At 39.2% G+C, this 13767-nt stretch carries 12 protein-coding genes and 1 tRNA gene; 7 read left to right on the forward strand and 6 right to left on the reverse strand.

The features are described from left to right. The first annotated feature begins 58 nt into the window (after nucleotides 1-58). Nucleotides 59-970: a carboxylesterase family protein gene (locus ACSBFT_RS16020; protein ID WP_489601425.1), complete on the forward strand. Its 912-nt coding sequence runs from the start codon at nucleotides 59-61 to the stop codon at nucleotides 968-970. A gap of 75 nt (nucleotides 971-1045) precedes the next feature. On the opposite strand, the gene ACSBFT_RS16025 is transcribed toward ACSBFT_RS16020, so the two are convergent. The 6 genes from ACSBFT_RS16025 to ACSBFT_RS16050 all read right to left on the reverse strand — a co-directional run bounded on the left by ACSBFT_RS16025 (nucleotide 1046) and on the right by ACSBFT_RS16050 (nucleotide 6374). After that, entirely contained in the window at nucleotides 1046-1204 is a 159-nt protein-coding gene (locus ACSBFT_RS16025) for a hypothetical protein (RefSeq protein WP_489601427.1), read from the reverse strand. Between the two features lie 72 nt (nucleotides 1205-1276). After that, nucleotides 1277-1735 carry a hypothetical protein gene (locus ACSBFT_RS16030; RefSeq protein WP_489601428.1) on the reverse strand — a complete coding sequence of 153 codons (459 nt, stop codon included), beginning with the start codon at nucleotides 1733-1735 and terminating at the stop codon, nucleotides 1277-1279. A 364-nt stretch (nucleotides 1736-2099) separates the two neighbouring features. Further along, nucleotides 2100-3704 carry a sodium/sugar symporter gene (locus ACSBFT_RS16035; RefSeq protein ID WP_489601429.1) on the reverse strand — a complete coding sequence of 535 codons (1605 nt, stop codon included), beginning with the start codon at nucleotides 3702-3704 and terminating at the stop codon, nucleotides 2100-2102. 81 nt (nucleotides 3705-3785) lie between these two features. Next, nucleotides 3786-4529 (reverse strand): malonate transporter subunit MadM, encoded by a 744-nt coding sequence (gene madM, locus ACSBFT_RS16040; RefSeq protein WP_489601431.1) that lies wholly within the window; start codon nucleotides 4527-4529, stop codon nucleotides 3786-3788. A 2-nt stretch (nucleotides 4530-4531) separates the two neighbouring features. Further along, nucleotides 4532-4894, reverse strand: a complete 363-nt coding sequence (gene madL / locus ACSBFT_RS16045) for a malonate transporter subunit MadL (RefSeq protein ID WP_489601432.1) — start codon at nucleotides 4892-4894, stop codon at nucleotides 4532-4534. Nucleotides 4895-4907: 13 nt separating this feature from the next. Continuing rightward, nucleotides 4908-6374, reverse strand: coding sequence for an acyl-CoA synthetase (locus tag ACSBFT_RS16050; RefSeq protein WP_489601433.1), 1467 nt, complete (start codon nucleotides 6372-6374; stop codon nucleotides 4908-4910). Between the two features lie 136 nt (nucleotides 6375-6510). Between ACSBFT_RS16050 and ACSBFT_RS16055 the strand changes: the two genes are divergently transcribed. The 6 genes from ACSBFT_RS16055 (at nucleotide 6511) to der (ending at nucleotide 13718) form a co-directional block, all read left to right on the forward strand. Beyond that, nucleotides 6511-6583: transfer RNA gene (locus tag ACSBFT_RS16055), tRNA-Met, on the forward strand. Nucleotides 6584-6967: 384 nt separating this feature from the next. Beyond that, on the forward strand, nucleotides 6968-8650 hold the full coding sequence (locus ACSBFT_RS16060; RefSeq protein WP_489601435.1) for a DUF1800 domain-containing protein: 1683 nt from the start codon (nucleotides 6968-6970) through the stop codon (nucleotides 8648-8650). After that, nucleotides 8650-10155: a DUF1501 domain-containing protein gene (locus ACSBFT_RS16065; protein WP_489601436.1), complete on the forward strand. Its 1506-nt coding sequence runs from the start codon at nucleotides 8650-8652 to the stop codon at nucleotides 10153-10155. Before ACSBFT_RS16060 ends, ACSBFT_RS16065 begins: the two co-directional genes overlap by 1 nt. 207 nt (nucleotides 10156-10362) lie before the next feature. Next, the gene (gene era, locus ACSBFT_RS16070) at nucleotides 10363-11253 is read left to right on the forward strand and encodes a GTPase Era (RefSeq protein WP_463048289.1); all 891 of its coding nucleotides are present in this window, start codon (nucleotides 10363-10365) and stop codon (nucleotides 11251-11253) included. A gap of 90 nt (nucleotides 11254-11343) precedes the next feature. After that, nucleotides 11344-12243, forward strand: coding sequence for an EamA/RhaT family transporter (locus tag ACSBFT_RS16075; RefSeq protein ID WP_489601437.1), 900 nt, complete (start codon nucleotides 11344-11346; stop codon nucleotides 12241-12243). A gap of 164 nt (nucleotides 12244-12407) precedes the next feature. After that, the gene (gene der / locus ACSBFT_RS16080; protein WP_489601438.1) at nucleotides 12408-13718 is read left to right on the forward strand and encodes a ribosome biogenesis GTPase Der; all 1311 of its coding nucleotides are present in this window, start codon (nucleotides 12408-12410) and stop codon (nucleotides 13716-13718) included. Nucleotides 13719-13767: the final 49 nt, after the last annotated feature.

Here is a 13767-nt window from a genome sequence, read left to right on the forward strand (position 1 = left end):
TTTTCTAATGCATAAAGCGGGTTGAAGAACCACACTAAAAAAACGAAATTTGTATTTAATGAATTTTAGAAAATCCATTTCAACGAGCTCCCTTACAGCTTTCTTTATAACTTTAATTGCGATTGTTTTTTCTTGTACTGAAAAACAAGAAGCAATTCCGAAAAAAGTTTTTGAAGGTGAAATAAGTACTGAATTACCTAAGGCCAATATTGACACTACAGATTTATTCTATTTACCTAAAGATCTGGGAGGTCAACATGCGGCATATCCCTTAGGTAAGACAGACGCTGTATTTGGCCATTATCTCTACACACCAAGTGGCTATGATAGTGATACCTCTAATTATCCTCTCATATTATTTATGCACGGTTATGGAGAAAGAGGAGACAGTAGGATTGATTCCAGCATCTTAAATAGGGTAAAAACTTGGGGACCACCCAAATTAATAGAAGCTGGTAGGTGGAATCCTTCCTATCCATTCATTGTGGCTTCGCCACAACTAGTAACTGAATATTGGGCTCCAAATGAAGTCCATGATTTCATTAAATATCTGCTTAAAAAATACCGTATCAACAAGAAACGAATTTACGTTACAGGATTAAGTCAAGGTGGTGGTGGCAGCTGGTATTATGTAGGTGAAATTGATAATCATTATGCTGCGGCCATAGTACCCATTAGTGCTAGCGGGGATATTCACCTTGTTAAAAACCTTAAAACCGTGCCCATTTGGGCATTTCATGGAGACACTGATGGCCTGGTGCACCCATTTAATAATTATGGTTCTGTAACCATGGTAGAAGCTATAAATGCTCAAAACCCAATAATTCCAGCAAAAGTAACGCTATTCTTAAACACAGGGCATAACGCCTGGACAAGACCCTATGAAAACCAATTCGCAGTGACTGGCGTTAATTATAGCAAATTCGATATGAACATTTATGACTGGATGTTACAGTACAAAAAGAAGTAGGTCATTTTAGACAACTCCAGAATACTTTTCAGTTATTCGCCTTCACATACAGGGTAAATTGAGTTTGAAAGGTCCTCATTCACACCATTTCTTCCAAGAACCTACACATCTGAAACCCGTCCATGCGTTAGGGCTTTCAAACTTACTCTTAATGCCTTGATCGTTTTTCACATAATAATTACCTCCCATAGAATAGCCTTCTTCTAGGATAATTTCGGAAACATTATCCTTCATTTTAAGAATTGGATTTTTTCGCTTAGATACCTGATTGCCAATTAATACATTAGACAATCCGTTCTCTATTTCCTAAGCGTCCAACTTTGACTTTCTGCCACGAAGTTGTCTGTGCTTTTTCCTATATTTTGAATCTATTTCAATGGCATATTTGAAGGAAAGCCTCCACTCCTCCTCTGTGGGTATTCGGTACTCAAAATAGTATAGCTTATCCTTCAATTCTGGATGTGAATTAAAGAACTCGTTTATTTCTACTAACCTTCCTCCAGTAAGAGTTCCCTTTGGTATTAAACCTCTTGCTTCGGTATAGGACGTAAAAAGTGCTCTAGTCCTCCATTTTGCAAATTCTTTAGCTTGTTCTAAACTAACTGAAACTAAAGGAAAAAGTCTGACCATTGGATTTCTTAGATAACCCTTCTCAGCTCCATCTATTCCATCGTTGTCAAGTTTAAGCAACTTGTGCTGAATTAATGAATCTCCATAAACCTTCTTAACTCCCCACTCATAAAACAGCCAATCAATATTTGACATTTCCGTTTGGTCACAAAACAAAGTATCATTAACAAGAACAGTATTGGGAGCACGCTAACCAAGGGAACCATAATTCTTCAAATTCCGCTTCTTTTGACTTAAACAACTTGATATCAAAATGCTTGAACTAAACAATAGAAGGTATTTAAAGGTGTGTTTCATTTTAAATTTACTATAAGAATTCAAACTTAAGAGTTCTTCGGCAATTTAGAAAATGGTTTTAATTCATAAAGAAATCTAATCCTACTTATCTAAAAACAAAAACCGTGTTCTATCTTAATGATGGAACACGGTTTTTTTGGATTTGACACGCCAGCCTATCGGCTGACACGGATTTAATTATCCTTCCGTCAATTAGATAGTCCTACCAGAACAAGGCATAAAGTGCTATCACCACTATTCCAATTGCAAAAGCAGAAATATTGAAAGTAGCACTGGTTTCAAAAGTTTTCTTTGTCAATTCTATACCTTTTGGATCTTCTTCACCATTGCCATCAAGATGGCTAATAATCACGATAACTAAAGCAGCCAATACGGCAGATAATCCCATTTGATGCATAAATGGTAAATCTGTAAAGATATTGAAAGAAGCCGTAATCACAATGGACAATAAAGCTCCCCAAATTGCACCTTTGTTTGTCGTTTTCTTATAAAAAAGACCTAACATAAATACCGCTAAAATACCTGGACTCACCATTCCTGTGTATTTCTGAATAAATTGGAATGCTTGGTCTATTCCACCTAAAAGTGGAGCCATAATACAGGCAATAACTAAAGCGGCAAATGCAGACATTCTACCCACGTTAACCAATTTCCCCTCAGAAGCATTTTTGTTGATATACTCTTTATAAATATCCATTGTAAAAATGGTAGATGTAGAGTTAAGCATAGATGCCAATGATGAAACAATGGCCGCTGTTAAAGCTGCAAAAGCTATCCCTTTAAGACCTGAAGGCAATAATTGTAATAACCATGGGTAAGCTTTATCTGCCTGACTTAAACTTGGCAAATTCGTTTGGCCTAAGGCTCCTAATCTTGCCATCACCTCTGGGTCATTGACCATAACGTAAGCCGCAATACCCGGAATGACCACAATAAAAGGAATCAACAACTTCAAGCCTGCCGCTAAAACAATACCTTTTTGAGCCTCTTTAAGCGACTTTGCTGCCAATGTTCTTTGAATGATATATTGATTAAAACCCCAATAGTATAGATTGGCTACCCAAAGCCCACCTACCAATACCCAAATACCTGGCAAGTTCTGATACTCCGGATTCGATTGGTCTAAAATCATATGAAAATTCTCTGGTACGGCAGCAAAAACCTGCTTGAAACCAACAATTATTCCAGCACCATCTGAAAGCGTATCCAAAGCCAAATATGTTGTACATAAACCACCAAGTACCAAGAATACCACCTGAACCACGTCTGTCCAAGCCACAGCAGAAAGACCACCATATAAAGAATAGGCGGTAGCAAAAAGAGCCAAACCAGCAACTCCGTACATCATAGGTACACCCATAATGGTCTCCAGTGCCAAGGCACCCAAATAAAGCACAGAACTAAGATTAACGAAAACGTAAAGACCAATCCAGAAGATGGCTAAAATGGTTTTTAGCTGCGTGCTAAATCTCTTTTCAACAAACTCAGGAATTGTATAAAGCCCCTTTTCAATAAAAATAGGCAAGAAATACTTACCTACAATAAGCAAAGTAATGGCAGCCATCCACTCATAAGAAGCAATAGCTAGACCACCTGCAAAACCAGAACCCGACATTCCAATAAATTGCTCGGCAGAAATATTGGCTGCTATCAAAGAAGCTCCAATAGCCCACCAAGGGAGTGATTTACTGGCGAGGAAGTAGTCTTCAGATGTTTTTTCACCTTTTCTTGAAACCCAGAGTCCAACCCCAAGGATTAAGACAGCATAAGCTCCAAAGATGACATAATCTAAGGTTGAGAAATTCATAAAATTATTTATATAGATTAGAGTAATAATTCAAACTGCGACAAATATAAGATTGTCAATGGAAAAATGCATTTAAAAGCCTTAAACAAGTGCGTTGAGGATAATATAAAATAAAGAAGGACACAGCAAACAACCCAAACCAGTGTAAAAAGTAGCCGTTAAAGCTCCGTATGGCACAAGTTTAGGATCTGTAGCTGCCAAACCCGCGGTAACACCACTTGATGTTCCTAATAAACCTCCAAAAACGATGGCAGCATGTGGATTATCTAAACCAATTCTTTTCGCAATCAAAGGCGTTAAAATGGTGGTCACCACGGTTTTTATGACGCCAATAGCAATACTTATGGCTATAACATCAGAGCTTGCCCCTAAAGCCGAACCGGTAACTGGCCCTACAATATAAGTACAGGCCCCAGCACCTATAGTGGTTAAACTTATCACATCGCTGTAGCCCATTGCCATCGCTATGATAACACCAAGAAAGAATGAAAATATAACGCCAACAAAAAGTGCCACCACCCCTGCCAAGCCAGCGTGTTTAATTTTGTTCAGATCTGCTCCCATGGCTGTGGCCACTACACTAAAGTCTCTAAGCATAGAACCACCAAGAAGAGCCATTCCTGCAAAATAAGGCACATCAGAAATCCCATTTTCACCGCCAAAGGTGGCCAACCAAAGGCCTATCAGAACGGCTATAGCTACTCCTGGTATCTTTTTTCTCAAAAACTTTCCAGAAAACCAGAACGAAAACAGCATGATGATGCCGACCAGTAAAAAGGCGAAGACTAATCCATTCTTGTCAATTAGGGTTTTTATTAAATCCATGATTAGGCTTTCGGTTTCCCTATTTTAGAGATGACAGGGACTAAAAAAAACGAAGCCAAGGTGACCAATACGCCTACCATCACCGCAACCCAGCCACCCGAAAGGGCTGCTTTTACATTTAAAATAGACGCCATAGCCACCACGACGGGAATGTACATAGAGCTCCAAAACAAAATCCCATTCTCTGTTTCTGCTTCCAGCCAACCTTTCTTTTTCATATAAGCATTAAGCAGAATGAGCAGCAACATGGCAAAACCCACACCGCCTACATCACCATTTACGCCTATCATTTCACCTAAAAAAGAGCCCACTAACTTGCCCATCAAATAACAAAATGCCAATAAAGCAACACCGTAAATCTTCATATGATAATTAGGTTTAAAACAGCTTCTTCAATTCATTTTTGGTCACCTTGCCCATTACATTTCTAGGCAAGTCGTCTTGAAAAATATACTTACGTGGCATTTTATAGTTCGGTAGTTTTTCTTTTAACCAAGTATGAAGTGCTTTTAAGTCAATTTGATATTCGTTAGCAATTAGGCTAGCAGCGATAATCTCTCCCCACTCATCGTCAGGGATGCCCACTACGCCACAATCCTTTATTCCAGGGTACTTTCTTAAAACCTCCTCAATCTCCAAAGCAGAAATCTTATAACCTCCCGACTTAATGATATCCACCGAATTTCTTCCAAGAATCCTGTAAGCACCGTCTTCAAAAACAGCAATATCGCCGGTTTTAAACCAGCCATCTGTCGTAAAAGCCTCCGTGGTAGCTTCTGGTTTTTGCCAGTATTCCTTGAAGACGTTGGCTCCTTTTATCTGAATTTCTCCTTGTGTTCCGTCTAAAATCTCCTCATCCTTTTCATCGGCAAGCCTAACCGTAACATTTGGCAGAGCTTGACCGATATAACCTGGCTTCCGCTCCCCTTTATATGGATTAGAGATGGCCATCCCCATTTCTGTCATGCCGTACCTTTCTAAAAGTGTTTGACCACTAATGACCCTCCATTGTTCCAAAACAGAAATTGGTAAAGCCGCAGAACCAGAAACCATAAATCTAAATTTCTGTAAGGCTTCAGAAACTTGCTTTTGCCTAGTCTCCTCCATGTCATTATAATATGTAATCAACTTATAATAGATGGTAGGCACCGCCATAAAAAGGTTCACCTTTCCTTCACAGAAAACATCAAAAATTCCTTCCGGGCTAAACTTTGATAAAAACGCCACACAAGCTCCGCTCCACAGTGGACAGCAAGTGGCATTTATAATACCATGCACATGATGCAAAGGCAGCACATTCAAAATCCTGTCCTCCTTTTTCCACTCCCAAGCCTCCACTAAAGAGGTAACCTGGGCTTCAATATTGGCATGTGTGCTCACCACACCTTTAGGAGAACCTGTAGTTCCGCTGGTATAAAGGATCATGGCACTTCGGCTTTCATCTACTGTAGGCAAAATACCAATGCTTGATGAAATATCATTTAAATTCAACAATAGGTCCTTATCAAACTTGGAAACTAAAAGCTCATATTCATCTGAATAAATAATGGTTTCCGCTTGCGTATCTTCAATCACATATTTCAAAGACTCGTAAGGATGCTTAATGCAAAGCGGAACAGCTATTCCGCCGGCTCGCCAAATACCCCATTGTATGGCCACATATTCAAATCCTGGATTTATAATAAATGCAATTCTAGCTTCATTTAAGTCTTCTCTGCCTTTCAGCAAAGCCAAAGAAATTTGTTCAGAAGAGTTTAAAAGATCCTGATAAGCGTAATCTTTCTCTTCACTGCGGACAGCTATTCTGTCTAAATGAGCCTGAGCTCGTTCTACGATGTTAATCAAGTCTATTTTCAATATAGGTTTGTATAGCAATATAGGAATGGGAAGGGTATTTAAACCAAAAGAAAATAAATCTTTAATATTTTACACCCCAACCCTTGTATCTTAATAATTAAGTTGTACTTTTGCAATCCAATATCGCGGGATGGAGCAGTTGGCAGCTCGTTGGGCTCATAACCCAAAGGTCGTAGGTTCGAGTCCTACTCCCGCTACTCGAAACGAAAAAGAGGTCTTCTGACCTCTTTTTTTATGTCCAATTCTTAGGCTCACAGAATCAGACAACTTGCATATAACCAACTGAACACAAAAGCCTTAACCCACAAAAGCACCTTCACAACTTCATTTTTATCAAAAAGTACTTACACTTCACACTGGGTTAAATTCCTATACCCCTTAAGATCTATATAGCCCAAAGCTTTCTGAAAACTATAAATAAGCCAAAGTATAAATTTAAATATTTGTCGTTTGGAGTATTCTAGTAGCTCATATCTTACCCAAAGCAGGGTTGACCGTAAAATAATTTAATTTTTTCCTTTCTTTCTATTCACCTACATTTCCGACGTCTTAGCAATTTTTTTAAATCCATACAATCAATAATGCCTTACTTAGACTTATTCACTGGTACATTAAGTAGCCAGCAAGCTGCTCATTTATTAAGAAGGGCAACGATGGGCCCCACACAAGCCGAGATTACCCAATTCACAGGAATGACGGCCAATGCAGCAGTAGACCTACTAATTAGCAACTGTAATATTGGACCTTCCCGCCCTCCAGGCAATGCCTGTACTTACAATCATTATAGCGAGGCTCCTCCGGTATGCGAAAACGACCCTACCAATTATGCCACGCCTAGGAATCCTGCAAGCATCTGGCCGGTCAGATATAGCCCAGAACCTATTCCTGACACAAGCGGCTTACCATTTGTAGAGATCTGGGTTGATTTGAGCAACAATTTTCGCTACTGGAAATATGTCAAATATTGGTGGATAGCTAAAATGGTTGACACCTCTGTAGCTCCTTCTATTTTGGAGAAAATGAGCCTGTTCTGGCAAAATCACTTTGTTACCAATACAGAAACGGTCGACGAATACCGTGGCACTTATTACTATTTGAAAATAATACGAGAGAACGCCTTGGGTAACTTCAAAACATTCGTGGACAGTATCACCAAATCGCCCGCCATGCTACGGTATCTGAATGGCAACGAAAATATAGTAGGAGCACCCAACGAAAACTATGCACGCGAGTTACAGGAATTATTTGTAGTAGGGGCAACAGACTATAATAACCAGCCTAATTATGTGGAGGACGACATTAAAGAAGCGGCAAAGGTTTTAACGGGCTGGAAAGACAATTTCACCAACTATGGCCATTCATACCTATTCAACTCAAGTAATCACGACATTACGAACAAAACTTTTTCTTCACACTACGGAAACACATCAATCACGGGCAATTCCAATGCTCAAATAGAACTGGATAGCTTGATAGATATGCTGGTCAGTCATCCAGAATCACCAAAATTTATATGTCGTAAACTTTACCGATGGTTTGTTCACACAGACGTAACTCTCGATATTGAAACCAATGTAATTATACCATTGGCAACGCTATTTGTAAATAGCAACTTTGAAATCAATCCTGTGATTAAAAAACTGCTAAAATCACAGCACTTTTATGATGTTTCCAATATTGGCTCTCTTGTCAAGTCGCCCGTAGATTTAATAATTGGAGCATTGCGTTTCTTTGAACTTCCCGCTCCCTTTGTCAGCTCTAGCGATTCCACGAGTTTCTACAACTATGTGAATTACATTTATGAGAAAACCAATGATATGCAAATGGCCATTCTCCAACAGCCAACCGTCTTTGGTTATGAACCTTACTATCAAACAGGCTTAGGTAGGAACTGGATTAACTCCACATCATTGGCACAGCGAAGTTCATTTACGGATGACATAGCCAATGGAACATTTGAAATCAATTCAAATTACTTTCTCGGCATAGACTTATTAGCACTTACACATGAAGCCATGAATAACACTTCCGGAAGCCCGCTTCTGGTAGTTGAAAAATTCACAGATAATTTATTTGCCATTCCTCTAAACACCAGCCAAAAGGACTTCTTAACCGACATCATTATGATGAAGAGTTTGCCTCGAAATGACTGGACCTTTGAATATCCACCGGGAGCAAATACCACAAAACTGGCAGCAGTGAACGCTCGTATCACTGACTTAATGAAATATTTACTACGCATGGCTGAATTCCAACTAACTTGATGAAAAGAAGAAATTTTATAAAAAAGGCTAGCTTATTTTCAATTCCTTTAATGCTAGAAGGTCAAGGTTTTCATGCTTTTGCTAACCATTCTCAATTTGTCCAAAACCTACTCCAAAACAATGCTTTAACGGAAGACCGGGTTTTGGTAATTATCAACATGAATGGAGGAAACGACGGGTTAAACACCGTTATTCCATTAGATCAATACGGCCTGTATCAAGGCTTCAGAAGTAATATTGCTATTCCACAAAACAATGTACTGCCGCTCAATGACACCTTTGCTACGGGTTTCCATCCAGCAATGACCGGCATGCAACAATTGTACAATAATGGTAAACTGTCCATCATAAACTCGGTATCCTATCCTAATCCGAACTTTTCGCATTATCGGTCTGATGAAATAATGATTACCGGAACACCTTCAAACGTCACAGGAAACACGGGTTGGATTGGTCGATATCTGGATGGGAAATACCCTAATTACCCAAATGGTTATCCCACTGCCGCCATGGAAGATCCAATAGCCTTACAGATAGGATACTTAACTTCCACATTATTGGCTGGGCCAAGTCAATCCATGGCTGTGGCGGTAAGCAACCCTGAGGAATTCGCAACGTTAATTGGCGAAGGCGGTATTTTACCTCCTGCAGATTTGCCCTGTTGCGAAGCAGGAGATTTGGTCACATTTATTAGAAAACAGCAAACGCTCTCCATCGCCTACGCTTCAGAAATAAAGAATGCGGCACTTGCAGGTACCAATATGGCCACGTATCCCAGCAATAATTCTGTGGCAGACCAACTAAAAATAGTTTCGAGACTAATTCACGGAGGTTTAAAAACCAAAGTATACATGGTAACTCAGGGTGGTTACGACACACATAGTGGTCAGGTAGAAAACGACCCAACAACCGGCGTTCACAATAAACTATTAGGTGAATTATCAGATGCTATTGCCGCTTTTCAATCTGACATTGAACAACAAAATATAGCAGACAAAGTAATAGGCATGACTTATTCGGAGTTTGGAAGAAGAGTAAACTCTAATGCAAGCAAGGGCACCGATCATGGTGTAGCTGCTCCCATGTTTATTTTTGGAAATGCCATAAAGAAAAGGATAATAGGCACCAACCCAAACCTTTCAGATCTTTCTGTAGAGTCTGGCCAATACAACCTGAAAATGCAGATAGATTTCCGTCGCGTTTACCAAGACATTTTACAAGATTGGTTTGGACTGAGCCCAAGTGTAGCCGACCCAATAACCTATGGCAGTTTTGAGCCTACTAGGGTATTAAATGATACGATAAAAAGTATTCAGTCTGGCGACTGGATGAATCCAACAACCTGGAACCTTGGTCGTGTTCCAAACTTAACCGAAAAGGTTCTCATTCAAAATGAACACACGGTCACCGTTAGGTCAGCAGACCATATCACTTGCGGATTTGTTGAAATCTTAGGCGGCTTTGATACGGAACCAGGTGCTGTTTTTAATTCGAGTAATCCATAGTTTAAAATACGTAGAACCGAAACACCTAAGCCAACTTACTCTGCGAACAGGATTAAGTAAAAGACAACAATTCTAAGCAAACTTATACAATGGAACTATAGATTAGAGGAGATTTGGGATATATCTAAAACTATATATAGAAAATTGACAAGCATTACCTTGGCTCCTATTAAGCCAATAATGCATTTAACCCCTTATCTTTGCCCTATGACAAAAAAACACAAAGCTGGTTTTATAAGTATTATTGGTAAACCAAACGTGGGGAAATCTACTTTGATGAACCAATTGGTGGGCGAGAAGCTATCTATCATAACTTCCAAGGCTCAAACTACCCGTCATAGAATAATGGGTATTGTTAATGGCGAAATGGATGGCGATGAGTTTCAGCTGGTTTATTCTGATACCCCTGGTATCATTAAACCGATGTACGAACTGCACAACACCATGATGGAATTTGTGCATGGCTCGCTAGAAGACGCAGACGTAGTACTTTTTGTCACAGATATTTTTGAGAAATACGACGAAGAAGATGTTATCCAAAAACTAGGAAAATCTGACGCTCCACTGCTTTTAATCATCAATAAGATTGACTTGGCTACCCAAGAGCAGGTAGAAGAGAAAATAGAGCATTGGAAATCCATTCTAAACCCAAGAGAAATTCTGAGTATTTCTGCTCTTGAAAACATTGGCGTGGAAGGACTTTTTGAAACGGTTGTAAAACTACTGCCTATTCATCCGCCATATTTCCCAAAAGATGCCCTTACAGACAAACCTGAAAGGTTTTTTGCAGCCGAAATACTGCGTGAGAAAATTTTCACCAACTACAAAAAAGAGATTCCTTATAGTTGCGAGGTGGTCATAACGGAATTTAAGGAAGACGATGATATCATAAGAATCTATGCCGAGATTTATGTGGAGCGAGCTTCACAGAGAGCAATTTTACTTGGACATAAAGGGGAGAGAATTAAGAAAGTAGGTACAGAGGGGAGAGAAGAGATGGAGGCATTCTTCGAAAAGAAAGTATTCCTTCAGCAGTACATCAAAGTGGAACCAGACTGGCGTCTAAAAAAAGACAAAATAAAGCGATTTGGGTATTAAGAGATGGCATGACCAAATTATATCCTTGTAGGTCTTTAGGAGTCATAAAATTTCAATTACAACCTGAAAGAAACACAATAGTATTAAAAAATGATTTACCTTCTTCTAAGCATTCTATTCTCGGTTTTGTTATTGGTTAATTTCAGACTATTCCCAAGGTTTGAAGTCAATACCCTGCATGCCATTTGTTTAAACTACATCGTTTGTTTTGCAACAGGAATGTTGCTCATGCCAGAAGGTCAATCTTTCACCCTAGACTTGTCTCAAAACTGGACATGGTATTGCTTAGCACTAGGGGTCGGTTTTATCATTACTTTTGTTTTATCTGGCTTATCTACGCAGAAAGCAGGAATTACCATTACTTCTTTAGCAAATAATGTTTCTCTAGTTATACCCGTACTCGTCAGTTTACTACTTTTAGAAACCTACGGAAAGGCTTTTGACATTTTTAATTATTTTGGACTTTTCTTGGCCATTGTGGCGGTGGGCTTAGCCACTTATCAAAAATCTGAAAGTGGATTAAGTTCTTCTTTATCTAGCTGGTATTTGCCATTAGGAGTGTTTCTGATGTATGGAATCACCAATTCGGCCATCAATTACCTGAATTTAGCATTTATCCCAAATCCTGAATTAACGATTCCTGTCACTTTGGTTATGGTTTTGGGAGCCGCCATAGCAGGCGTTATTCTATTGATATTTAGCTTAATAAAACACAAAGAAAAGTGGCAATGGAAAAACGCTTTAGCTGCCGTTTCTCTGGGCATTCCTAACTTCCTGTCATTTTACTTGATCATACTCGCACTTACCTCTTTTGGCAATAGTGGTGCTTTTGTTTACCCTATTTACAACATTGGGGTCATTGTTTTATCTGCCGTGGTGGCAGCCCTCTTTTTTAAGGAAAAACTGAAACAAATCAACAAAATAGGCTTTGTATTGGCCCTAGTAGCCTTGTTTCTAATCTCTTACCAAGAGATTTCCAGTATGTTTTAAGAAAACACAAAGGGTTTTATTGCACTATTAGATGATAGCACTGCACCTTTATTCGCTCCATATACCGAAAAAAGGACATTGCCAAGCATAATACTCTTTCTTTCAGTATCTTTGCAGCCCTTTTGAGAAAAAGGGGTTAATTTTAGAAAAGTAAAGGAATTATTATGGCAAATATCGTAGCAATAGTTGGACGCCCAAATGTAGGCAAATCAACCTTATTCAACAGGTTAATAGAGCAACGTATGGCCATCACCGATAACGAATCGGGGGTTACAAGAGACCGCCATTATGGTGAGTCTGTATGGACAGAAAAATATTTTACAGTAATAGATACAGGTGGGTACGTGGTAGGCTCTGAAGATACTTTCGAAGGAGCCATTAGAGATCAAGTAGCCTTAGCATTAGACGAAGCCACTGTGGTGCTTTTTGTAGTAGATACCATGACTGGTTTGATAGACTTAGACAATGACTTTGCCAATGTGCTACGTCGTTCTAAAAAGCCAATCATTGTGGTCGCCAACAAAGCGGAAACTTTTGAAAGACAATCATTGGTAGCCCCTGAATTTTATTCTCTGGGTATGGGAGAGGTTTTTCCAATCTCTTCTACAGATGGATCGGGAACCGGTGAGTTATTGGACGAAGTGGTCAAGCATTTTGAAGATGACGGCGTAGAGAATCCAGATGAAGGCATTCCGAGAATAGCCATTCTAGGTCGACCAAATGCAGGAAAATCTTCTTTCTTGAATGCTCTTTTGGGAAAAGACAGGAGTATAGTTACTGATATTGCTGGAACTACCAGAGACGCCATAGACACGCATTACAAACTTTATGGAAACCACTTTATCTTAACAGATACGGCTGGAATTCGTAAAAAAGCAAAGGTGCAAGAAAGTATTGAATTCTACTCTGTCCTTCGAAGCTTGAAGGCCATGGAGAGTGCTCAGGTTTGTATTATTCTTTTGGATGCAGAAAGAGGTTTAGAAGCTCAGGATATGCACATTATTTCTCATGCACATAATGCCAAGAAAGGCATAGTGCTGATGATGAACAAATGGGATTTGGTGGAGAAAAGCTCTAAAACCGCTGACCAGATGAAGAAAGAAATTCTGGAAAGGTTAGCACCTATGAACTATATGCCTATGGTTTTTGCCTCGGCACTAAACAAACAGCGTATTTTTCAAGTGATTGAAAAAGCGATGGAAGTTCATGAAGGTAGAGGAATGAAAATTCCAACTTCTAAGATCAATGAGGTCATGCTTCCTATTATAGAAAGAACACCCCCTCCAGCATTGAAAGGTAAATACATCAAGATTAAATATGTGATGCAGTTACCTACGCCTTCGCCTACCTTCGTTTTCTTCTGTAATTTACCTCAGTATATCCGTGAGGCTTACGAACGATTCTTAAAGAATCAGATTAGAGAGCATTTCGGTTTTGAAGGTGTAACGATTACCGTTCTTTTTAGAAAGAAGTAAGAAGACGATCTAGTATTTTTTATTGTTTTAGATAGCTGTTGCTCATAAA

This window comes from Arcticibacterium sp. SM2516 (genome assembly GCF_057914865.1).